Origin of the sequence: Psychrobacter sp. JCM 18900 (assembly GCF_904846625.1) — a bacterium.
Lineage (GTDB): Bacteria > Pseudomonadota > Gammaproteobacteria > Pseudomonadales > Moraxellaceae > Psychrobacter.
Genome location: NZ_CAJHBL010000001.1, coordinates 637,564 through 662,100, shown reverse-complemented (window position 1 = coordinate 662,100; position 24,537 = coordinate 637,564). Strand labels below are relative to the sequence as shown.

The window sequence follows — 24,537 nt, the reverse complement described above, 5'->3', positions numbered from 1 at the left end:
CTAATAGAGTGGTTAAAAGTATGCTGCGATTAGCCAAAGAATTGTTTGCCCTGTTAACTGTAGACCAGCGACGACGTTATTTGTCTTTGCAGATCATGATGGTGTTCATGGCATTTATGGAGCTGTTGGGAATTGCTTCTATAGGACCTTTCATGGCCTTAGTGGCTGATATGCAGCTGCTTGAAACCAATGCAATTCTTAATCGTATATATGTAGCCAGCGGTGTGAGTACACATACAGATTTTTTGTTTATAACGGGTCTATTTGTACTGTTGATGCTTAGTTTAGCGTCTGTTTTGTCGATGATTACGACATGGCGTTTGTCTTTATTTGCTTATTCGGTCGGTACAGAGATTAGTGATCGTTTGTATCATTATTATTTGCAAAAAGACTGGTTGTTCCACGCTAGTGGAAGCAGTGCTCAATTGACGAAGCAAATTGCAACTGAGGCATTAAGAGTAACAAACTTTATCATTTTACCGTTTATACAGATGAATGCTCGTCTAGTATTAGCAGTATTTATCTCAGTTAGTATCTTTATTTATAACCCATTGATAGCAACCGTAGGGGTTGTATTGTTTGCTAGCGGTTACGTAATTATATACAGAATGATTCGTAAGCGTATCGCCTTGTATGGAGAGTACGTTTCTACTACCTCAACTGATCGGTTTCGCTTAATGAATGAAGGTTTTGGGGGGATCAAAGATGTACTACTCTACAATCGTAGACATGATTTTGTACATCAGTTTGAGACAAGTGGAAAGTTATTTGCGCATGCTCAAGGAGTAAATACAGCATTAAGCCAAGCACCTAGATATTTAATGGAGTTGTTAGCTTTTGGTGCAATGATTGGGCTAGTTTTAGTTTTGTTGACAACACGCGAAGGGAATTTGAGCCAAGTATTACCTATATTGACCGTTTATGCTCTTGCTGGTTTTAAGTTATTACCTGCTTTGCAGCAAATATACCATAGCGTTGCTACGATTAGAGGCAATACGGCTGCTTTTGATTCTATAAAAGAAGACTTGCTTGCATCATTGACCGTAGATAGTGAGCAGGGTGCTGCTTCAGATATTGCGAGCGGTCAAACAATTGATTTAGCAAAAATCGAGACTATACGACTGAATAGGGTTAGCTTCACCTATCCTAACAAAGTAATGCCAGCATTGGATAATATAAATCTAAATATACCTATCAATTCTACAGTTGGTTTTGTCGGTGAGTCGGGGTCTGGTAAATCTACAGCTATCGATCTATTACTAGGTCTTATTGCACCAACTACCGGACAGTTAATGCTTGATGACTTAATTATTGATGAAAAAAATAAGCAGGCTTGGCAGCAATACATAGGTTTCGTACCGCAGAGTATATTTTTGAGTGAAGGTAGTATCGCTGAAAACGTCGCTTTTGGCATATGTCGTAAAGATATTGATTTAGTAAGAGTAAAACAGGCAATTAAGCTTGCCCATTTAGAGTTCTTAGTAGACAGCTTATCTGAAGGTTTAAATACTAAAGTCGGTGAACGAGGCGTACAACTATCTGGAGGACAGCGACAGCGTATTGGCATAGCTAGAGCTTTATACAATCAAGCTGATGTATTGGTGTTTGATGAAGCAACAAGTGCCTTAGACGGTATTACTGAAAAAGTCATAATGGACGCTATTCAAGAGCTAAGTGGGCAGAAGACCATCGTAATGATAGCCCATCGTCTAAAAACAGTAAAAAATTGCGATATTATTTATTTTATGGAAAAAGGTAAAGTGATTGAACAAGGCACTTATCAACAGTTGATAAATAGCAACCCAACGTTCGAAAAAATGGCTATGTATTCATAGTTACAATAATAAAAAATTATTTTCATAAATCACTATTTTCTATGGTAAATAACGATTATGAAGTTTTAACAATAAACGCAATAGAGTATATGGATTTATTCGAGAGATAAAATATGAAAAATATATGCTTTCTTATAGGTAATCTTAATCACGCTGGCGGTACTGAAAGAGTAACCAGTTTAATTGCGAATGGGTTTGCCGAAAGAAGTTATAACATCTCAATTTTAAGCCTTGTGGGAGGCGACAATCCTTTTTTTAATCTAAATGATAATATAGAAAATCACTTTTTATACTCTAAGAGTGTGTCTTTTAAAAAAAGGATTTTGCAAGTAATTTATAAATTACGGCAATTTGTAAAAAAACAAAAAATCGATACGCTCGTTGTGGTTGATAGTATTTCATGCATATTTACAGTACCTGCGCTAGTGGGTTTGAATGTCAATCATGTTTGCTGGGAGCATTTTAATTTTAAAAATGACTTAGGAAAACCTGTTAGAAGGTTAGCTCGTCAATTAGCCGCTCGATATTGTGATGCAGTAGTGACTTTGACAGAAAGAGATAAGCAGTACTGGTTAGATGGCACACATCATAGGTCTCAAATAGTAGCAATACCTAACCCCTGCCCATTTCCACCGCAGACATATATCAAAAAAGAAAACACCAAAATCGTATTGGCAGTTGGTGGGTTGACTCAAATAAAAGGCTTTGACATGTTACTTGAGGCTTGGGTGCAGGTAAATAGCTCTATGCCTGATTGGAAGCTAGTCATAGTTGGGGAGGGAGAGGATAGAAATAAAATAACAGGGTTTATCGAAAGAGCCAAGTTGACAGAAAGCGTGTGCCTAGTAGGTAATACCTCTCATATAAGTAGATATTATGAACAAGCGGAAATATTTTGCTTAAGCTCTCGTTTTGAAGGTTTTCCAATGGTATTGCTTGAGACGCTGGCTTTTGGACTACCTGTTGTTAGCTTTGATTGTGATACAGGCCCTGCAGAAATATTAAAAGGTACGGGTTCTCTCTTAGTGCCAAAAAATAATACTAAGCAACTGGCTTCAGCATTGATAAAGCTCATGAATCATAAAGAAGATCGAAAAATGATTGGCATAAAAAGTAGGGGTAAATCTGAAAAATATCAACCTAAAGAAATAATAAACCAGTGGGTTTTTTTATTGGAAGGTTTAAAAAAACAAAATTATTTTTTATATGGTTATATTAATTAAGATAAGAAATCAAGTATTTTTGGGCGGTTAATAATTATCAAATATAGTTTTAGTATAAACAGTAATAGTATGAGATATGATCAATATTTAGTTTGCGCATATTCATAAAAGCTACTTATATGAAATCCATTTATGTTATAGCCTTTAGAAATAAATAATAAGGAGAGCGACATGAAAGTTCTAATAGTAATTAGTAGTGTCAATAGCTCGGGCGGTACTGAGCGAGTAGGATGTATGCTTGCGAATAGCTTATCTGAAGTAGGGTATGAAGTAATACTAGCTAGCATATCCTATGGAGATAAACCTTTTTTTCCTATAAATAAAGAAATAAAACTAGTTTCTCTAATGAGTTTTTCAGACCATAGGTTACTCCGTATTCCTAATACTATTTATAAATTAAGGAAGCTACTAAAAGAAGAGGAGATTGATGCATTGATAGTAGTAGAGACGTTATGCTCTCAATTTACTATACCTGCCACCATTGGCTTACCAGTCAAGCATATATGTTGGGAGCACTTGAATTTTAATCACGATTTAGGAGTTAAAAGTAGAAGAGTCGCTCGTCAACTAGCAGCACGATATTGTGATTCAGTAGTGACTTTAACGGAAAGAGATAGACAGTATTGGTTAGACGGCACGCATCATAAATCGCAAATCTTAGCAATAGAAAATGCTTGTCCATTCCCACCACAAGACTATATAAAGCGAGAAAATACAAAAACCGTATTGGCAGTAGGTAGGTTGATTCAGGTGAAAGGTTTCGACATGTTGCTTGAGGCTTGGGTTCAGGTAAGGGACTTTATGCCAGACTGGAAATTAGTCATAGTTGGCGAAGGCAAAGAAAGAAACAAACTCACAAAATTTATTGAAGAGAATGAGTTAACTGAAAAAGTGAGCTTGGTGGGTAAGACTTCGGATGTAAGTAAATACTATAAAGAAGCAGAAATATTTTGTTTAAGCTCTCGTTTTGAAGGTTTTCCAATGGTGCTGCTTGAGGCGTTAGCTTTTGGACTACCTATTGTTAGTTTTGATTGTGATACAGGCCCTGCAGAAATATTAGAAGGTACAGGTTCAATTTTAGTACCGAAAAACAATATCGATGAGCTTGCTTCAGCCTTGATAGAATTGATGAATAGTAAAGAAGATCGAAAAATAATTGGCTTACGAGGAAAAGAGAAATCTAAAAAATATCAACCTAAAGAAATAATAGGGCAGTGGATTGAGCTATTAGAAAAGAGTGACTAATTATAGAATAAATAGAATTAAAATAATGGATGTATGCCTACTCATATAACAATTTTATAGCTATAGGATAACAATGAAAATACTATATGTTATTACAGGCTTAGGACAAGGAGGCGCTGAACGAGTTGTTTGTGACTTGGCGGATGCCATGGTCCAAAAAGGGCATCAAGTTAGAATTGTGTATTTTGTAGGTGAGGTACTTACTGGACCAACATGTGAAGGTATTGAGTTAATGAAAGTTAGCTTGACCAATATAATCTCTCTACCTGCTGCATATATTTTGCTATCAAAAACAATTAAAAGTTATCAACCTGACGTTGTGCATTCGCATATGGTCCATGCAAATATTTTGACGCGCTTAGTCAAAATAGTAACTCCAATAAATAGATTGATATCCACCGCCCACAGTAGCAATGAGGGCGGTGCACTACGTATGCTAGCTTATCGACTGACCAACCGCTTGGCCGATGTAAGCACCAATGTCAGCAACACGGCAGTTGCCTCTTTTGAATCAAGATATGCAGTACCAAAAAAAGGAATGAAAGCTATATATAACGGAGTGAATTTTGATGACTTTAGTTATAGTACGCAAGCAAAAATCGCAATAAAGGATGAGCTCGGGCTAGATCAGAACTGCAAGGTAATCTTAGCAGTTGGTAGGTTTAATAAAGCAAAGAACTACCTTAATCTCTTGAGGTCTATAAGATTTTTAAAAAACGCTAATTCTATTGCTTTTGTACTGATTATTGCAGGTGATGGTGAATTAAGGTCAGAAATCGAAAGGCATATTATAGAGTTAGAATTAGATAAAGAAGTTATTTTGTTAGGTAGAAGGAGTGATATATCAACGTTGATGAGTGCTTGTGATACGTTCGTTTTATCATCTGATTATGAGGGGCTGCCGACAGTGTTGATTGAAGCTTTAGCTTGTCAAGCAAACGTCGTTTCTACTGATGTTAGCGGCGCCCGTGAGATATTAGACGGCTATGGAAGTATCGTACCTATTCGTAAGCCTGAAGCTTTAGCAAAGGCCATCGAAGCTAATTTATTAATTGAACAGAAGAACATTCTAGGTCGACAATATGCCAAAGACAAATTTGATATAAAGATTATTTCTGATGAATGGGTGGAAATATACCATGAGAAATAAACAGCAATTATTCGAGAGATTTTCTAACTCTAATATATTTTTATTAGTTACCGCTATCTTTTTCTCAAAAATAATTGCATTTGTACTGATGGAATACGATATTTTAATAATAAACTTGGGCGGTGGCAGCGATGCTAATTACTATAACTCTTATGCTGAAGGCTTTACAGATACCGCAGTAAATATTTGGCCAGTATTACTAAGGTGGTTAAACGATTTTGGCTTGTATTCGCGTGATTTGACTACTTACTTCTTATTTTTTCTAAGTTTAATAGCCATTCCCATTATGGTAGTTAGACTTTCAGGCATAACGTTCAAAAGAAATCAAAAATACTATTTATACGCTCTTTTAGTTTGCTTGATTCATCCAACGATATTCTTTTTTTCAACAGATATATTTCGCGATATATTTATGGCCTTTAGTTTTCTATTAGGATGCCTGACAGTAAAGTGGTTCTTAAATAGTCATAGTGTCTTTGGTGCTGTCTTTTATTTTTTATTATCTGTGGCGATTGGATTTTTTTTAATAGAGATAAGACCTTATTTAGGGTATGCCTACTTGCTTAGTCTACTTTTCTTAAAAATAAAATTTACTAAAAGTAGAGCTTTTTATTTAGGTCTTCTCTATCTTGGACTTCTGTTTGCAGCAAACTATTTAGGCGTTTTGGACTTGCTAACTGAGTATCGGTCTGGATTTGAAGAGTCGGAAGGTGGCTCGACTCTAGGTCTCAGCTTCTCTAATCCTATACTATTTATACCTAATTTTATAATTAGCTTTTTGGGGCAGATGCTGGGCTTGTACATTACTAACCCGCTAGCGCTTGTACTATTCGTACTCGAAACCGTTCCTTTCTTTTTCATGCTCATATATGTATTAAAGAACATTAAGTTAGCAGACAGCTTTGTACGTTTTCTCATTATATTTTTCGTGTTCTACGGCAGTGTTTGGTTGATCGGAAACGATAATTTAGGCACCGCAGTACGTTTAAGGATATACAACTATTTGGCTATATATATCAGTTTTTTTTATATCTTAAGGCTTAAAAGATCGTCTTTTAGAAAGTCCTCCTCAAATAGAGTATAGGTGGTGAATGGATGAAAATAATTATTTTAGGCACCATTGCTTATAGTTTTTATGGCTTTCGCGCTGACCTTATTCAGGAGCTGGTCAAACAGCAGCATACTATCTATGCGTTTACTTCTGAATATACTCAAGATGAGCTAAAGAAAATAGAAATGTTGGGTGCCATACCTGTAACCTATAGTCTAAATCGAGGTGGCCTGAATCCTTTAGCGGATATCACAGCAGCTTATCATCTGTCCAAAGTTATTAAGAAAATAGCGCCAGATGTTGTGTTCTCTTATTTTTCTAAACCCGTTATCTTTGGCACGTTAGCAGCAAAAATAGCAAAGGTTCCACAGGTTGTAGGTATGCTCGAAGGATTGGGTTATTGTTTTACAGATCAACCTGAAGGCCTCAGCAAGAAGGTAAAAGTGATTAAAGGTATCCAGGTCTTATTGTATAAAATTGCTTTGCCACGGTTAAATCGTCTTATATTTTTAAATACTGATGATCCTAATGATTTATTGAAGCGGTATAAAATACAAGTGAAACAGGTAAATGTGCTAGGTGGTATCGGCTTAAATCTAAGCCAGTACAAATATCAGTCCATAGTAAATATCGAAGAACCTATCAAATTTTTATTTATTGGTCGCTTATTGAAAGAAAAGGGCGTTCATGATCTTATTTCCGCTATAAAAATAGTAAAGAAAATATATCCTGAAGCATATTTCACTATTTTAGGAGAGATAGATGCTTCTAATATGGGTGCATTGCAGAAATCAGAGTTAGATGAGTTGATTGCATCGAACATCGTAAACTATCCTGGTCATGTTGATAATGTAAAAGACTGGATTGCAAATCATCATGTGTTTGTACTGCCGTCTTATCGTGAAGGGGTGCCGCGCAGTACTCAGGAAGCGATGGCAATTGGAAGACCTATTATCACTACTGATGTACCTGGTTGCCGTGAGACGGTTATTGATGGAGTAAATGGGTTTTTAGTAGAAAAATGGAACCCAAAAGCTTTGGCAGAGAAAATGATTTACTTTATAGAACATCCTGAACAGATCAAAGAGATGGGTGATGAAAGCTACGAGCTAGCACAAGAGAAATTTGATGCAGATAAAGTCAATAAACGACTAATAAATATGTTGGGTTTGTAAATGATAAAACGACTATTTGACATTGTAGGTGCAACGACAGCGTTAGTAGTGCTGTCTCCTGTCTATGCTGTAACTGCCTACAAGGTGAGTAAAAATCTTGGTGCGCCTGTTCTATTTCGTCAAATTCGTCCAGGTCTGTATGGTAAGCCATTTGAGATGATAAAATTTCGTTCCATGAAGGATGGTATAGACGCAGATGGCAATCCTCTAGAAGATGGCGCGCGATTGACATCGTTTGGTAAAGCGCTGCGTAACACTAGCCTTGATGAGTTGCCTGAGCTTTGGAATGTCATAAAAGGTGATATGAGTCTAGTGGGCCCGCGACCGTTATTGATGGAGTATCTGCCCTTATATAATGAAGAACAAGCGCGCCGACACGACGTCCGTCCAGGTATTACAGGGTATGCTCAAGTCAATGGTCGCAACGCTATTGGATGGGATGAGAGGTTTGCACTTGATACATGGTATGTGGACAATCAGTCGCTGTGGTTGGATATCAAGATTTTACTTAAAACAGTGAAAAAAGTTATTGTTAAAGATGGCATCAGTGCTGAGGGAGAAGCAACTATGAGCAAATTCATGGGCAATATTATTAATGAAGAAATGCTTTAAAAAGTACTCTTTGCTGATAGCAATACAGTTAATCAAAAGATATTAGGTTTTAAAGAATTCGTGAGAGATAAAAAGGTTAATAACAGAGTGAGCAGTTTATCGTAGAGTGTGATACAACATTAGACATAAGTACCATAGAGGAACATATGCTAAATACCCCTTTTTCACCTTGGCCAAAATTCACGCAGCATGAAGCCGACGCTGTCAGTCGAGTGCTACTATCTAACAAAGTCAATTATTGGACAGGCGAAGAATGTCGTCAGTTTGAGCGAGAGTTTGCTGACTGGACAGGTAGTAAATACGCAATAGCGTTGGGTAATGGCACCTTGGCATTGGATGTCGCATTACAAGCACTCGATATAGGTGCAGGTGATGAGGTCATTGTCACACCGCGTACCTTTATCGCTAGTATTTCATCAATCGTTAATGCAGGTGCGACGCCCGTATTTGCAGATGTTGATGAAGCAACTGGCAATATCACCGCTGAGACCATCACAGCTGTACTGAGTGATAAAACCAAAGGTATCGTGTGCGTCCATCTAGCTGGATGGCCATGTGATATGGACAGTATTATGGCACTGGCAGATGAGCTTGACTTATATGTTATTGAAGATTGCGCACAAGCTCATGGCGCACGATATAAAGGGCGAAGCGTGGGCAGTATTGGTCATGTTGGGGCATGGAGTTTTTGCCAAGATAAAATTATGACCACAGGAGGTGAGGGCGGTATGGTCACCACCGATAGCGAGCTACTATGGCGAAAAATGTGGGCGTATAAGGATCATGGTAAGAGCTATGCGGCAGTCTATGAAACGGAGCAATCACCTGGCTACAATTGGCTGCATGAAAGCTTTGGCACCAATTGGCGTATGACTGAGATGCAAGGCGTTTTGGGACGTATTCAACTGAATAAAATGAATGAGTGGACAGCCAAACGGACTGCTAATGCACAAGCCATACTCAAGGCCTGTAGCAAGTGGGAATACAAAGGCTACCTTTATGTGCCGAGACTAGAGCATTTAGCGCAGTTCTCCAATACGAACCATGCTTACTATAAATTATATGTCTATGTGCAGTCTGATAATCTACCTGAAGACTGGACACGCGACCGCATTATTGAAGCAATTAACCATCAAGGTGTGCCTTGCTTTTCCGGATCGGCGTCAGAAGTCTATTTGGAGAAGGCCTTTGATAATACTGGGTTGCGTCCAAGCATTAGATTGCCAATGGCAAAGCAGCTAGGAGAGAGTAGTCTCATGTTTCTAGTGCATCCTACGCTTGCGGCGGCTGAAATTGAACTGACGATACAGGCGATCGATAGTGTGTTTGGTTCGATGGTCGAATAAAATGGCAATGAATGATTATTTTTAGAAATTTACTTTGTGGTCGATGCTACTCTTACTAAAAGCATAAGGTACATTTGCCTATATATAAGCAATACTGTTTAATTGACTTATTATAAAAATTTATCAGTGTGCAGGCTTTATCTTACGCTAGGATTTTGTAGCGTACACAGGTACAATATTACTCTTAGTCAAAGATTGACGAAGCAAAGGACAGGCATGCAAAGTATTTGCGCGCGCTGTCTTTATTTTTTTATATCGTACCCTCTATTGGAGTTACTATGTCTACTGCCCAAGAATCCGCCACCGTTTTGGACGGCAAAGCACTTGCCAAACAAATAGAACAGGATCTGCGCACGCGCGTAGATACGATTAAGGAAAAGACTGGCCGCATCCCAAGCTTAGCGACGATATTGGTTGGTGATGATCCAGCCTCTGCTACTTATGTTCGTATGAAAGGCAACGCCTGTAAGCGTGTTGGCATGGACTCTATACGCGTTGAGATGCCGAGTGCCACGACCACTGAGCAGCTCATGGCAAAAATAGATGAGTTAAATAGCAATCCAGATGTACACGGCATTTTGCTACAGCATCCGGTTCCTGAGCATATTGATGAGCGTGCTTGTTTTGAGCAGATTGACTTAGCAAAAGACGTCGATGGTGTGACTTGTCTTGGTTTTGGTCGTATGGCGATGCAGCAGTCAGCTTATGGCTCATGCACACCGCAGGGCATTATGCATTTGTTAGAGCATCACAATATCGAGCTATCAGGTAAAGAAGCAGTGGTCGTAGGACGTAGTGCTATCTTAGGTAAGCCAATGGCAATGATGCTATTGAATGCTAACTGTACAGTGACTACCTGCCATTCAAGAACTCAAGATTTGGCAGCACATATTAAGCGTGCAGATATCGTGGTTGGTGCCGTAGGTGTACCTGAGCTGATTAAAGCGGAGTGGATCAAAGCAGGAGCGGTTGTCGTTGATGCAGGGTTCCATCCGACAGACGATGGCGGTGTTGGTGATATCGAAATGCAAGGCATGGAAAACATTGCCAGCGCTTATACGCCAGTACCAGGCGGCGTTGGACCGATGACTATCAACACGCTTATTCGCCAAACGGTCGATGCTGCTGAAAAATCAGCGGGTTTGAATAAATGCTAAAAAAATAGTCATACGAATACTGATTGCCGATATATAAGGGGCCTGAGGTAACATAGACTCAGGCTAAATCAACCACATTTCAGTTGATAGGACCTAAACATGGCTAAAAAAAACGTAGGTGTTCATGAGCGACTACAAAGTATTGGTAGAGAGTTTGTCGATGTCTGTCATTACGTTATTTTATTTCTAATCAGTGTGGTGGTAGTCTGGACCGCAGGTAAAGAGTTTATTTATATTGTCCAAAAGGGTTCAGCGGATCTAAAAGACATATTGATGTTATTTATTTACCTTGAGCTACTGGCTATGATAGGTATCTACTTTAAAACCCACCGACTGCCAGTACAGTTTTTGATATTTATTGCCATAACGGCCTTATCACGACATTTGGTGGTTGATGTACAGGCAGTTTCAGACTATTTCCATTTATGGCTACTAGCGACAATTTCCGTGGCCATCATGCTATTGAGCGGCTCTATTGTAATCCTGACTTGGACAGCAAAAACATTTGGTCGTCCAGAGGATAATCTTGATAAGCAGCATGCAAATTTAACAGTTAAGGCGCTATTGCCTGATAATGCTCAAGCCCCCGATAGCCATACTAAGCATCGCCGTGAATAATTAGATAGCAATATAAAAAGATAGCAACATAAAAAAAGAGCGACCAGTGGTTGCTCTTTTTTTGTGCCTAGCATTTGGCATTACAACCATTTCAATCTTTTAAAGTTGTAGTACAGATAGCTACATAAGGCAATAATAATGGCCATGATGACAAGGTAAGAGTATTTCCAATGTAGCTCAGGCATAAAGTCAAAGTTCATGCCATAGATGCCAGCGATGGCTGTCGGCACTGCCAAAATACCTGCCCATGCCGCGAGCTTACGCACCACTTCATTCTGACCCATATTGACCATCGCCATATAGGTGTTCATCACCACACTCAGCATTTCATTAAGACCATTAATAGCATCTAGTGAGTGCAACAGGTGATCGTTAACATCGCGAAAGTAAGGCTTAGCGGCTTGAGAAAACCCAGAGACAATCTCACTTTTTTTATGATTGATAAAAAAGCTACAGATGTCTTGCACAGGTAAGATAATGGCGCGCATATGTACCAGTTGCGACTTTAGCTCATAGAGGTTTTTTAGGGTGCCCTTATCAAACTCAGAGGTAAATACATAGCGTTCCTGCTCACGCAAGTAACGGCCCAATCGATCGGTAATTGGCATATAGTTATCAACGATAAAATCGAGGATAGCGTGCAATACAAAGATAGGGCCCATACGCAGTTTCTCGGGGCGACGATGACAGTGCTCACGTACTGGCGCATAGGAGTTTGACGGACCATTGCGAATTGTAATGAGGTAGTTTTTACCCATAAATATCGCAGTAGTACCATAACGGATGACATTGTCTTCAAGCTTGGCCGTACGTAGCACCACAAAGACCATGTCATTATCGTAGTTTTCGACCTTAGCACGTTGATGATCAGCAAAGGCATCTTCAATCGCTAGCTCGTGCAGGTCAAAGGCTTCTTTTACTTTGACCATGGTTTCTAAACTTGGATCATATAGCCCAAGCCAAATAAATTGACCGTTGTTCCCTAGCGTACGACTCACATCATTGAGCGCCACTCTATTAAGATTCTCACCTGTTTTACGTGAATAAGCGTAGCAATTGACCACTTCGCCCGCACTTGATGAGTCAATATCTTCATAGCGTTCAGAGTCAGGATCGTAGACTGTCATGGTCTCGATAGTGTCTTCAGTAGTGGCGTCCACATCACCATAGATATAACTATCATCATCGTCCAAATAGAGATGCTTGTCATTCATATTGGCATAGATATGATTCATATTGGAATCAGGGGCAATATGAGCCGTTTTTTTAATCAATTGATTATTATCATTTTCCATATACTTTCCTGTCATATAATAAAAAACTTCAATAATCCAAATATGCTGTGAACGCTGCTACGGTTTTATCGTGTGCCAATACTATCTATAGGGCATAGCTTTTTAGCGTATCGATATCTACCAATGTCAGCAGGCTCTCGTGACATGCTTCTAGTTTGATTTGCGGTGCGATATCAAAGTCCAATGCTTCAACCCAACGTAGCGCGCAGATGCACCAGTAGTCGCCAGGTTTGAGACCAGGAAAGTTGTATTCAGTTAGTGGGGTAATCAGGTCGTTACCGCGACTGGCAGAGAAGTTTAAAAACTCGCTGGTCATCTTGGCGCAGACGGTATGTTGACCGACATCATGGTTGCCAGTATGACAAAAACCATTGCGATAATAGCCAGTAATTGGATCGAAACAACAGCTGGCAAGTGCGGTGCCTAAGACATTGGTTTGGTTGATGGCAGGGTTTGGGTGGTAATCAGATGACATAAGGCTTCCGAGATAAAAATATGTGTTAGTGTATCATGAGTCTGTGTTGATGACGCTGCCGTAATCACGCTCATTATCTTATGGTTAACAAAAAATAAACCTCTCGGCTATTCGCCCAATATTGAGCCAAATATATCAATGATGACTGTCACACCTGCTAAGCTAATAAGCGGCAATTGAACTGTAATTAGATAGTGATTGTAGCTAATTGTCACTAGGCGAACCTTGAGTGCTATGCTAAACTAAAGCATAAAGTGCCTTGATTATTTGTCGCAATTTTTTAGCGCATAAAGATACTCGTCTTATCATTCTAAATTATACTTATTATTCACCCTTTTGCGGTTACCTGGTTTGTTTATAAATAATTGGGTCAATGATGTTGCGCGTTAAAAATAAACACACACAGCGTCAATACCCGGCAAATCACCCTTTAAGTACCGCATCAGTACCGCGTTTTTGGTAAGCGATACGCCAAACAAGGATTTATTGTGTCTGTTAGTTCTGATTCTGCAAAACCTGCCCAGCCAAATTCTACCAATGAAACAGTGTCTCAGCCTGTCGAAAACAGTGCTGCACCCAATCGCATGCCATATTTGAGTAACTTTGGCAGTGATGTTGCCAATAGTTGGCTATTGCCTGATGGGGTGGTTGATGTCCTGTTTGAAGATGCGCATAAGCAAGAAGTGCTTAGACATCAGTTAATCGAGCAGCTTATTACTCATGGTTATCAGCTGGTTTGTCCGCCGATGATCGAGTTTACTGAGTCCTTGCTAAGTGATGCGTCAGAAGATCTGAAACGCCAAACCTTTAAGATTATCGATCAGTTGACTGGTCGCCTAATGGGCGTGCGCGCTGACATCACCCCGCAGATTTTGCGTATAGATGCGCATCATGGCGGTACAGGTATTGCGCGTTATTGCTATGTGGGCGATGTGATTCATACCTTGCCATCAGGTCTGTTTGGCTCTCGTACGCCGCTACAGTTGGGTGCTGAGATATTTGGCTGTGCGTCACTAGCGGCAGATATTGAGCTGATAGATGTGCTATTTACGATGGTAAATAAACTCAATATGAGTGCAGCGCTCCATATCGATTTGGGTCATGTAGCGATATTCAAACGTTTGGCTGAGTTGGCTGAATTGTCAGACAGTGATACTGAGCAATTGATGTACTTATATGCCAATAAAAACCTACCAGAGCTCAAGCGTGTTTGCCGTGCTTTGCCAATGGGTGATGATTTTTATGTGCTGGCACGCTTTGGTCACGATATCGCAAACCTATTAGCCAAATTATCAGGTGCGGCGCAGCAAGACAGCCAAATCTCGACGGCGATCGATGAGCTACAGCGTTTGAAAAACTATCTACAAGACCAGTGGCAGTGCCCAGTCAGTATCGATGTGACTGAGCTATCAGGTTATCACTATCATACTGGCATCGTCTTCAATGGTTATATCAATAGCGAAACTCAGCCACTCGTACGTGGTGGTCGTTTTGATGGTATGCAAAGCCAGACACAAGCGTTACGTGCGGCCACAGGCTTTAGTATGGATGTCAGCCGACTACTTGCTCATATACAATTAGATGCGCCAACCGTTGTCTTGGTTGATTTTGCTGCTTTGTCTAATGCAAATACAGATGAAATGCAGACGCTACTGCAACAAGTAGAGAGTCTACGTCAGCAAGGCTATCGCGTCACTATGCCGTTAGATGCACAGGACAGTCCAGATGATGTGACGCATCGTTTGAGCATGGCTGATGACAGTCAATGGCAGCTACAGACAGTTTAATTGTCTGATAGTAGGCGATTGAATGGCGCACTCAGCCAAAAGTATTCAGTACACATTATGAGAACGTAAAATTATTTGTTAGATATCTCAGTGTTTCTGTTCCGTGAAGCACTGAGATAAAAAGATATAGCTAAGAAAATCATTTTAATTTTCAGCTTTTATTGCACACACCTCAATACATAAAGGTAAGGATTGATCATGGGTAAGAATGTTGTAGTTTTGGGTAGCCAATGGGGCGACGAAGGTAAGGGTAAAATCGTTGATTTACTTACCGAAAAAGCCTCAGCAGTAGCCCGCTTCCAAGGCGGTCATAATGCTGGTCACACGTTGGTTGTCGATGGCAAAACCACTGTCTTGCATTTGATTCCATCAGGTATCTTGCGTGAAGGCGTCACTTGCTTTATCGGTAATGGTGTGGTGTTAGCACCTGACGCACTACTAAAGGAAATGAAAGAGCTAGAAGACAACAACGTACCAGTACGTGAGCGTCTACGTATCTCTCCTAATTGCCCACTTATCATGCCTTATCACGTGGCACTTGACCAAGCTCGTGAAGCCAAGCGTGGTTCTGGTAAAATCGGTACAACAGGTCGCGGTATCGGTCCTGCATACGAAGACAAAGTAGCACGTCGTGCGATTAAACTTGCTGATTTGTTCCGTGAAGATCTAGAGGAAAAACTACGTAACCTAATCGAATATCACAACTTCCAACTGACTGAGTATTATAAAGTTGAAGCGATTGATTTTGATGAGACGCTTAAGCTTTGTAAAGAGTGGAAAGAAGAGATTAAAGGTATGGTTACTGATGTAACTGAAGACCTAAATCAATTACGTCTAGCTGGCAAAAACCTAATGTTTGAAGGTGCTCAAGGTACGCTACTTGATATCGATCATGGTACTTATCCGTTTGTAACCAGCTCAAGCGTAACCGCTGGCGGTGTATCAACGGGTACAGGTATCGGTCCATTGTACTTAGACTATGTGCTTGGTATTACCAAAGCCTACACTACGCGCGTTGGTAGTGGTCCGTTCCCAACTGAATTGTTCGATGATGTTGGTGCTCACTTAGCCAAAGTCGGTCATGAATTTGGTGCGACGACTGGTCGTGCACGTCGCTGTGGTTGGTTCGATGCTGAAGCATTACGCCGTGCAGTAGTACTTAACTCTATGTCAGGTATCTGCTTGACCAAGCTTGACGTACTAGATGGTCTTGAAGAGTTGCTAATCGGTGTGGGTTATAACCTACCTGAGACTGAGTGTGCAGGCGCGCATGATGCTGAATTCTATGAGTCAGTCACGCCTAAGTACGAAACCATGCAAGGCTGGAGTGAGTCTACCGTTGGTATCACTAACTATGATGAGCTTCCAGAAAACGCTAAAAAATACATCAAACGTATCGAAGCACTGATTGGTTGCCCAGTTGATATTATCTCAACTGGTCCTGATCGCGAAGAGACTATCGTATTGCGTGATCCGTACGACGCTTAGTTTCTACTACAAACTTGATTAAATAGTTTTTAGTATCAATAAAAAAACCCCGATGCTGAGCGTCGGGGTTTTTGCTTTTGTTAGAACTTATAGCATTATCAACGACTAATGCACAATAAATTTACTTTTATGCAAGGTATGGTCATAAATTAACCCTATCATTTATGGCCTTAATCATTATAATAGGCAGCAATCCGATGTTGGCGCTTATGGTTATACACTGATATACCATGAGTTGTGTAAAACAGTCCAAGTCAACATTGTGGCTAAAGCTAAAACAACGCATTAATTTTTCATATTTTATTGAATTTATCATTTATTAGGAGCTTCTCATGGCTAACGAACGTACTTTATCTATCATCAAACCTGACGCAGTTGCTGGCAACCACATCGGCGCTATCTATAGCCGTTTCGAACAAGCTGGTCTAAAAATCGTTGCAGCTAAAATGCTACAACTTGATGATGAAAAAGCAGGCGGTTTTTATGCTGAGCACGCTGAGCGTCCATTTTACAACGACCTAAAATCTTTCATGATGTCAGGTCCAGTATTGGTATCAGTATTAGAAGGCGAAAACGCTATCGCTAAGCATCGTGAAATCATGGGTGCAACTAACCCAAAAGAAGCTGCTGAAGGCACTATCCGTGCTGATTTTGCTAGCAGCATCGACGAAAACGCAGTACATGGTTCAGATTCAGCTGAATCAGCAGCACGTGAAATCAGCTACTTCTTCAGCGATGATGAAGTTTGTGCACGTACACGCTAATATAGTAAATAAGCTATAGGCTTTTACGGCGTTCGATTTGTTTGAGGTAACTGCTATAATAAGACAGCTACGATTTAAACTGATCTTACCTGTATGAGTTTTATACTTGATTGACTATAGACGAATTATTTACAACATTGATTGTTTATAATTGGTTTGCGAGACGGCTTATATCTTATGGGTATAGGCCGTTTTAGCTATTATAATAATCCTATAGTCCAATAATTACTAAACTGCTAGGGCGTTACCCTCATCAGATGTACTACTTGTACAGTCTGCAGTCGGCTGCCTTGTATCCGCTTTAGAGTTCTGTGATTATATTATTCATTGAAATTCTTATTGACTTGCCTCATTATTAATTTTACTTAGCGTTATCAATCCCTTATCAGTATGTTTTCATTAATTCGAAAAACTGCGCTCATAGCGGATTGCTCATGCACCCATGTATGTATGGCAAAGCCCATATAAATAATTGCACCGCTTATCTAAGCTTCTGCAAAAAGGTTACCTATTATGTCAACTGTTCAAGCACCTACTCAGCACGTACCTGCTAAGATTACTGATAGCATTAAGCTAGTAGATGAGGCCCATGCCAAAACCAATCTATTGGGTATGACGCAAGCGCAACTGGCTGATTACTTCAAGAGTATTGGCGAAAAGCCGTTCCGCTCAACTCAGGTGATTAAGTGGATTTATCAGCATGGCGTGACAGATTTTGAGCAAATGACTAATCTGAGTAAGTCGTTACGAGACAAGTTATCGCTTAATGCCTGTGTGATACCGCCCAAAGTGATTCATCGTCAATACAGCGATGATGGTACGCGTAAGTGGGTATTTGAAGTCACCGGCGGCTCGTTGGTTGAGACGGTGCTTATCCCTGCAGATGATAGCAAGTTGAATGGCCGTAAGACATTATGTGTGTCTTCTCAAGTAGGCTGTGCACTAGACTGTAGTTTCTGTAGTACAGGCAAGCAAGGGTTTGAGCGTGACTTGAGTGCGGCTGAAATTATCGGTCAGTTATGGGTCGCTAATGCGTCATATATGACAGATGAAAATGAAAGTTTAGAAAACGTTGATCATAGCCTATGGGAAAATAACGTCACCAACGTGGTGATGATGGGCATGGGTGAGCCGCTATTGAACTATAAGCCTGTAGTAGGTTCAATGGAGCTGATGCTAAGCGATCATGCTTATGGACTGTCAAAGCGTCGCGTCACGTTATCGACTTCTGGTGTCGTCCCGAAAATGTATCAGCTAGCACAAGATATCGATGTGGCATTGGCCATTTCACTGCATGCGCCAAATGATGAGCTGCGTAACGAATTGGTGCCAATCAACAAAAAATATCCGTTAGAAGAGCTGATTGCAGCGGCAAAAAACTATGTCTATGATGTCAATCCACGTCATAAGAAGCACGTTACGATTGAATATGTGATGCTTGATGGGGTCAATGATAGCAATGAGCATGCCCATCAGTTGGTTGCGCTATTAGAAGGGTTACCAAGTAAGATTAACCTTATTCCGTTCAACCCATTCCCACATGCACCGTATGATAAATCAAGCAACAACCGTATTCATGCGTTTAGTAATATATTGAGCGAAGCGGGTTTTGTTTGTACGATTCGTCAAACACGTGGTGATGATATCGATGCTGCTTGTGGTCAGTTGGTTGGACAAGTTGCCGATCGTACCAGACGTTCAGCCGCGTGGCAGCAGAGCATTAAAGATCGTGAAAGCGTTTAGTAGTCTTTGAGAAGATAAGCGTTATATCTGACTGGTATAGCGTTTTAGCTGTCTTTTGTCTGTCGCAATGGTAAGAAAATGTAGCAATGACTGTCAAGATTGCAGAACGTGGCAATTAATAACAACTAAATTGTACTTATAGGGGTTAAATCTATTAAACTGAGGCCTCGAAGATCGAACGCATTGAATCCCAGTTTTATGATGGCGGCTATGATGACTTCTAAAAATTCTTGTCAGTTCAAATATCAAAAATCATTTTCTAAGTTTTATCAGCAGTCGAGTATCAGTGCTGCCCAAACCACTTTGCCAAAGCGTGCAGTGCTGTCGGCAGTATTGGGCATCCTTGTATTAAGTGGCTGTCAGACCACACCGACTAATGATTTGCTAGGTAACTCTCCTTATCAAACATCTACGCGTGCTAGCAACGATCGAAATTTAGATCAGCAGGAAATCGCCCGTGTGCGTACCTCACTTGCCGCGCAATACATCCGAAAAAATGAGCTAGATACCGCGCAGCAGCAGCTCGAAAAAGCCTTTGCTGCCGATAGCCGTTATGCGCCAGCCTATGATATGATGGGCGTTTTGTTGCAGCAAGAAGGCAGCCGTATCAATCTAGCCAAAGCTGATGAATACTTCAAAAAAGCAATCGCGCTAGATAAAGACTTTGTACAAGCACACAATAATTATGGCGTGTATCTGTCACAGACAAAGCGCTACCGTGAAGCAGCAGAACAGTTTGAGATTGCAGGGGCGACGCTAGGCTATGAAGGCCGTATTGGCGCGCTTGAAAACCTAGGTCGTACTTATCTACAGTTAGGTGATAATAGTGCCGCTTCAAAAGCATTTTTACGGGCACTCGATGGCAATCGTAATAGCATCATTGCTCATATCGAATTGGTAGATTTATTGCTCGACCAACAGCGTGTACCGCAGGCACAGAGACTGTATGATGAGACGCTGATATTGGTGCAGGGGCAGGGTATTAGCCCGCGCTTGCTCTTACAAGGTATCAAGCTTGCAGCAGCACAAAATAATATAACAACGCGCCAACAATTGGCACAGCAGCTTTTATCCGCTTATCCGCTAAGTGATGAAGCAAAACAACTTAAGACTTGGCTTAACAATCCAGAGGCACCATGGAAATGATCACCCCATCATCTAACACTCAATCTAACGCTCAGGGATCATTTGGTGCCGTGTTGCAGCAAGCCCGCAAAAATAAGCAAGTAACTTTAGAAGCAGCGGCGGCTGAGCTGTTTATTCTAAAGCGTCATCTAGAAGCATTAGAGAGCGAAAACTTCGCTGAGCTACCACAGGCTGCGTTTGCTCGTGGTTTTGCGATTAATTATGCCAAATATTTGGGCTTAGATTCAGCAAAAATCGCTAGTAGCTTCGATGCCGCTTATCCTAATGAATTAAAGGCTAAATCAGCCAGCAATATCGATACGCCGCTGCGCCCAATGGGGACTTTGCAGCGTGATACTCACAACCGCATTCGCTTTAACCCTCTATTGATCATAGGCGTTATCGGATTGATTATCTTGGCGGTGTTCCTATTCCGCATGGTGAGTAACGCTAGCAAAGAAAACACCCAAGAGCCTGTATCAGCTGTTGAAGACATGTCAGCGATAGAGCAAGCCCAAGGTGCCGCCATCAATAGTGATGCAAGTGGCGTTGGTGCTTCTGGCTCTGCATTGAATCTAGGTGATGCTGCAACGACTGCTAGCCTAAACCTTGTATTGACAAGCGATGCTGTGGTTAGTATCACGGACTTCTCTGGAAACAGTTTGATAAATGGTTCTCAGTCTGCGGGTAACTATGACTTGTCAGGTATGCCACCGTTTAATGTGCAAATTGATAATATCGATAATGTTAGCTTGATGCTCAATCAACAACCAGTTGCGTTAGATACGTATGCAACAGATAAGCAAGCTACTTTTGAATTGGCACCATAGTTAATTGCATAAGCGCCAAATTTGAATAAAGCACTCATGTGTTTGGATGAAGCATCCATGTATTTGAATAAAGCGCATATATGTATGTTGATTTAGCTGGTTTATATTATATGTACAAAGGCCTAGGGCTTTTCTATTTTTGATTCAAGGATTTATGTATGTCAATGCCATCGCCTATTAATCGTCGTCTGACCAAAAAAATCTATGTCGGTGATGTCGCGGTTGGTGGTGATGCACCAATTAGCGTACAGAGCATGACCAATACTGATACCTGTGATGTAGCAGCGACGGTCGCTCAAATCGAGCGTTGTGTCGAAGCAGGTGCAGATTTAATGCGTGTATCTACGCCAACGATGGATACCGTTAAAGCCTTTGGTGAAATTCGCAAACTGGTAAGCGTGCCTTTGATCGCTGACGTGCATTTTGATCATAAAATTGCTTTGGCAGTTGCTGAAGCGGGCGCTGATTGTTTACGTATTAATCCGGGTAACATTGGTAGTGATGCTAAGGTACGTGAAGTGGTCGCTTGTGCCAAGTACCATAATATTCCGATTCGTATTGGCGTGAACGCTGGCTCTTTAGAAAAAGACATACAGCGCAAGTATACTGAGCCAACTGGCGAAGCGATGCTAGAGTCGGCAATGCGCCATATTGATATTTTAGAGCGTCTTAATTTTGACCAGTACAAAGTATCTGTCAAAGCCAGCAACGTGTTTTTGACATTGGATGCTTATCGCTTAATATCAGCGCAAATTGATAACCCGTTACATTTGGGCGTGACGGAAGCGGGTGTCTACCGTACGGGCGCTGTCAAATCTGCTATCGCGCTAGGTGGATTATTACTAGATGGTATTGGCGATACTATTCGTATCTCATTAGCCGCTGAGCCTGAAGAAGAGATTAAGATTGGTTTTGATATCTTAAAATCGCTTAATATTCGCTCGAACGGTGTAAACTTTATCGCCTGTCCAAGCTGCTCGCGTCAAGAGTTTGATGTGATTAAAGTAATGACAGCGTTAGAATCTCGCTTAGAAGATATTCGTGAACCGATGAACCTATCTGTGATCGGCTGCAAGGTGAATGGTCCAGGAGAAGCAAAAGAGGCCGATATCGGTATCGTTGGTGCTGCCCCTAGATCACTGGTCTATCGTATGGGTGAAAAAAGCCACCTTATCGATACAGGCAATCTGGTTGATGAAATAGAAGGTATGGTTCGCGCCCATGCAGAAGATTTGGCGAAAAAACGTGAAAATGAAATCATTCGCGTAAAATAAGCCATAGAATAGATTGATACGTTAGGCTATACCGTCACAGTATCAATTAGATATAGCGCTTATTTGAATATATAGAAAACAATAATAGAATACCTGTTAAACATTTAAGGATACGACCGTACCATGATCAAAGCTATCAAAGGTTTTAATGATATTTTGCCTGACCAATCAGCAAAGTGGCTGCATTTAGAAGCGATATTGGCTGATGTACTTGGTAGGTACGGTTACGAGCATATTCGCTTGCCTATCGTTGAACAAACGGATTTATTTGCCCGTGCTATTGGCGGCGCTACGGACATCGTCGAAAAAGAGATGTACAGCTTTACTGATAAATCTGAGCCGCCAACGCCGTTAGCGTTACGTCCTGAAGGCACAGCTGGAACAGTACGTGCAGTTATCGAGCATAACTTGCTACGCGGTGACACGCCCAAGCTTTGGTACATCGGTCCAATGTTCCGCTACGAGCGCCCGCAAAAAGGCCGCTATCGTCAGTTTCATCAGTTAGGTGTCGAGAGCTTCGGTAGTGCACTACCGGATGCTGATGCTGAGCTGATTGCAATGACTCATTTGATGTGGCAAGAGCTAGGTCTCAACAATGAGATGCGTTTGCAACTAAACAGTTTGGGTGAGTTGGATGAGCGTTATGCTTATCGCGAAGCATTGGTTGCCTATTTAACTGATAAAAAAGACCAGCTAGACGAAGATAGTAAGCGCCGTCTAACGACTAACCCTTTACGTATCTTGGATAGTAAAGAAGCGAGCACGCAAGCAGTATTGGCAGATGCGCCAAAGCTTGCTGACTTCTTGGGTGAAGAGAGTGTGGCGCATTTTGAGCAGGTCAAAGCCTATCTGACTGCGCTTAATATCGATTTTGAAATCAATCCGCACTTAGTACGTGGCCTTGATTATTATAATAAAACAGTATTTGAATGGGTAACAGATAAGCTTGGAAGCCAAGCTACCGTTTGTGCTGGTGGTCGTTATGATGGGCTAGTAGGGCAATTAAAATCAATCGGTACAGATGGCAGTAAACCAGTCAAATCTGAGCCTGGTGTTGGTTTTGCAATGGGGCTTGAGCGTTTATTGCTACTCATAGAAGCGGTTGCGCCGATTGCTGACGTACCTGCTTGTGATGTATTCGTGGTGGCCCATCCTGAGGTATATAGTGCTGGTATAAGCTATGCACAGAACTTGCGTCGCAGTCGTCCAGATGTACGAGTAAAGATGGCCAGTGCCACGAGTCTAAAAGCGCAAATGAAGAAGGCAGACAAGTCAGGCGCGGCATTGACAGTCATCATCGCTCAGCAAGAGCTGGATGATAATACGATTAGTATTAAAGACATGCAGACAGGTGAGCAAAAGACGGTCGCACAAGATTGGTTATCAAATAAAGATAACTTCTCTCGTGGCTAGTCAATTTTTGACTAATCAGCTTTGTTTACGCATCAGCAATTTAATGTAAATTTTATCAGGTAAATATATATGGCTCTGACACCTAATTCGCCGAATGCAGATAACTCCATGCAAGCGCTAAAGCAATATGGTAGTTATATCGTCACTGCGATTTTGTTAGCACTGGCCGCCTACTTTGGTTGGACATACTGGCAAAACAATCATGCGCGAGTAGATACCGTCGCCGCCGATCAATATGCTGATATTCAGCAGCTAAACGAAGAGGTCAAACTGGCTTCGCAAAACCCAGATTTAGAGGCAGAGGCTCAAGAAGCACTTACCCAAAGTCGTAGCCAACTAGACAAAGATATTGATACTTTGGTCAGCACGCACGGTGAGTCAGTTTATGCATGGCAAGCGCTAATGATAAAAGCACGTCAACAAGTAGACAATGATGACTTTGCAGCAGCGACTGAGACATTCAAAAAAGCATTGGCCATTGATTTGGGTGATGCTGGTCTAGAAGCGATTACTCGTTTACGCTATGCAAAAACATTATTGGCCGCAGGTGATACAGATGCTGCACTGTCAGAAGCAAACAATGATATGCCAAGCTCGTTTGAAGCAAGTCAGCAGGAGCTGCTAGGGGATATTTACTTAGCGCAAGACAATAAAGACTCAGCGATTAAATCTTATAGCAATGCGTGGGAACTATTACGTAGCCGTCAAGAAACGCGTGCAGTATTGGCATTAAAAATGGAAAGCTTAGGTATCACAGCTGAGCCGATTGCTGAGCAAACCAGTCTTATTCAAGAGCCATCTGCTCCTGAGCCATCGCTAGTGATGGATACCTCGAATGAAGTCGCTGCCGAAGCAGGGCAATAAGTCGGTAGGATAGTATTGAGAGTTGGTAATCATCCGAAGCTCTTTTTTAATATAACCTAATGATTAC

At 41.1% G+C, this 24,537-nt stretch carries 21 protein-coding genes; 19 read left to right on the top strand and 2 right to left on the bottom strand.

Annotation, left to right across the window (positions count from 1 at the left end):
• Window positions 1-20 precede the first annotated feature (20 nt).
• The 10 genes from JMX96_RS02625 to JMX96_RS02580 all read left to right on the top strand — a co-directional run bounded on the left by JMX96_RS02625 (window position 21) and on the right by JMX96_RS02580 (window position 11,412).
• Window positions 21-1,835 (top strand): ABC transporter ATP-binding protein, encoded by a 1,815-nt coding sequence (locus tag JMX96_RS02625; RefSeq protein ID WP_201567120.1) that lies wholly within the window; start codon window positions 21-23, stop codon window positions 1,833-1,835.
• Between the two features lie 113 nt (window positions 1,836-1,948).
• Window positions 1,949-3,058, top strand: a complete 1,110-nt coding sequence (locus tag JMX96_RS02620) for a glycosyltransferase family 4 protein (protein ID WP_201567119.1) — start codon at window positions 1,949-1,951, stop codon at window positions 3,056-3,058.
• A gap of 171 nt (window positions 3,059-3,229) precedes the next feature.
• On the top strand, window positions 3,230-4,303 hold the full coding sequence (locus tag JMX96_RS02615) for a glycosyltransferase family 4 protein (protein ID WP_201567118.1): 1,074 nt from the start codon (window positions 3,230-3,232) through the stop codon (window positions 4,301-4,303).
• A gap of 73 nt (window positions 4,304-4,376) precedes the next feature.
• A complete protein-coding gene (locus JMX96_RS02610) occupies window positions 4,377-5,453 on the top strand; it encodes a glycosyltransferase (protein ID WP_201567117.1) in 1,077 nt (358 codons plus the stop codon).
• A complete protein-coding gene (locus JMX96_RS02605; RefSeq protein WP_201567116.1) occupies window positions 5,443-6,537 on the top strand; it encodes a hypothetical protein in 1,095 nt (364 codons plus the stop codon). The genes JMX96_RS02610 and JMX96_RS02605 overlap by 11 nt, the downstream gene beginning before the upstream one ends.
• 11 nt (window positions 6,538-6,548) lie before the next feature.
• Window positions 6,549-7,679: a glycosyltransferase family 4 protein gene (locus JMX96_RS02600; protein WP_201567115.1), complete on the top strand. Its 1,131-nt coding sequence runs from the start codon at window positions 6,549-6,551 to the stop codon at window positions 7,677-7,679.
• Window positions 7,680-8,291: a sugar transferase gene (locus JMX96_RS02595; protein ID WP_201567114.1), complete on the top strand. Its 612-nt coding sequence runs from the start codon at window positions 7,680-7,682 to the stop codon at window positions 8,289-8,291.
• 146 nt (window positions 8,292-8,437) lie between these two features.
• Window positions 8,438-9,637: a DegT/DnrJ/EryC1/StrS family aminotransferase gene (locus JMX96_RS02590; protein ID WP_201567112.1), complete on the top strand. Its 1,200-nt coding sequence runs from the start codon at window positions 8,438-8,440 to the stop codon at window positions 9,635-9,637.
• Window positions 9,638-9,915: 278 nt separating this feature from the next.
• A complete protein-coding gene (folD, locus tag JMX96_RS02585; RefSeq protein ID WP_201567111.1) occupies window positions 9,916-10,794 on the top strand; it encodes a bifunctional methylenetetrahydrofolate dehydrogenase/methenyltetrahydrofolate cyclohydrolase FolD in 879 nt (292 codons plus the stop codon).
• Window positions 10,795-10,893: 99 nt separating this feature from the next.
• On the top strand, window positions 10,894-11,412 hold the full coding sequence (locus JMX96_RS02580; protein ID WP_057759021.1) for a phosphate-starvation-inducible protein PsiE: 519 nt from the start codon (window positions 10,894-10,896) through the stop codon (window positions 11,410-11,412).
• Between the two features lie 80 nt (window positions 11,413-11,492).
• Here the strand turns inward: JMX96_RS02580 and corA are convergent, their stop codons facing one another.
• A complete protein-coding gene (corA, locus tag JMX96_RS02575) occupies window positions 11,493-12,647 on the bottom strand; it encodes a magnesium/cobalt transporter CorA (protein ID WP_371546973.1) in 1,155 nt (384 codons plus the stop codon).
• A 145-nt stretch (window positions 12,648-12,792) separates the two neighbouring features.
• A complete protein-coding gene (locus tag JMX96_RS02570; protein ID WP_201567110.1) occupies window positions 12,793-13,182 on the bottom strand; it encodes a DUF2237 family protein in 390 nt (129 codons plus the stop codon).
• Window positions 13,183-13,670: 488 nt separating this feature from the next.
• On the opposite strand from JMX96_RS02570, the gene JMX96_RS02565 reads away from it, so the two are divergent.
• From JMX96_RS02565 to JMX96_RS02525, 9 genes are all read left to right on the top strand, one after another.
• On the top strand, window positions 13,671-14,969 hold the full coding sequence (locus JMX96_RS02565; protein ID WP_201567109.1) for an ATP phosphoribosyltransferase regulatory subunit: 1,299 nt from the start codon (window positions 13,671-13,673) through the stop codon (window positions 14,967-14,969).
• 198 nt (window positions 14,970-15,167) lie between these two features.
• Entirely contained in the window at window positions 15,168-16,457 is a 1,290-nt protein-coding gene (locus JMX96_RS02560) for an adenylosuccinate synthase (RefSeq protein WP_057759029.1), read from the top strand.
• 332 nt (window positions 16,458-16,789) lie between these two features.
• Window positions 16,790-17,221, top strand: a complete 432-nt coding sequence (ndk, locus tag JMX96_RS02555) for a nucleoside-diphosphate kinase (RefSeq protein WP_201567108.1) — start codon at window positions 16,790-16,792, stop codon at window positions 17,219-17,221.
• A gap of 513 nt (window positions 17,222-17,734) precedes the next feature.
• Entirely contained in the window at window positions 17,735-18,964 is a 1,230-nt protein-coding gene (gene rlmN, locus JMX96_RS02550; RefSeq protein WP_201567107.1) for a 23S rRNA (adenine(2503)-C(2))-methyltransferase RlmN, read from the top strand.
• Window positions 18,965-19,174: 210 nt separating this feature from the next.
• A complete protein-coding gene (gene pilW / locus JMX96_RS02545) occupies window positions 19,175-20,110 on the top strand; it encodes a type IV pilus biogenesis/stability protein PilW (RefSeq protein WP_227676861.1) in 936 nt (311 codons plus the stop codon).
• A complete protein-coding gene (locus tag JMX96_RS02540; RefSeq protein ID WP_201567249.1) occupies window positions 20,107-20,919 on the top strand; it encodes a helix-turn-helix domain-containing protein in 813 nt (270 codons plus the stop codon). The genes pilW and JMX96_RS02540 overlap by 4 nt, the downstream gene beginning before the upstream one ends.
• Window positions 20,920-21,077: 158 nt before the next feature.
• Entirely contained in the window at window positions 21,078-22,193 is a 1,116-nt protein-coding gene (gene ispG, locus JMX96_RS02535) for a flavodoxin-dependent (E)-4-hydroxy-3-methylbut-2-enyl-diphosphate synthase (RefSeq protein WP_057759039.1), read from the top strand.
• Between the two features lie 123 nt (window positions 22,194-22,316).
• The gene (gene hisS / locus JMX96_RS02530; protein WP_201567105.1) at window positions 22,317-23,606 is read left to right on the top strand and encodes a histidine--tRNA ligase; all 1,290 of its coding nucleotides are present in this window, start codon (window positions 22,317-22,319) and stop codon (window positions 23,604-23,606) included.
• A gap of 69 nt (window positions 23,607-23,675) precedes the next feature.
• The gene (locus JMX96_RS02525; RefSeq protein ID WP_101206211.1) at window positions 23,676-24,470 is read left to right on the top strand and encodes a YfgM family protein; all 795 of its coding nucleotides are present in this window, start codon (window positions 23,676-23,678) and stop codon (window positions 24,468-24,470) included.
• Window positions 24,471-24,537: the final 67 nt, after the last annotated feature.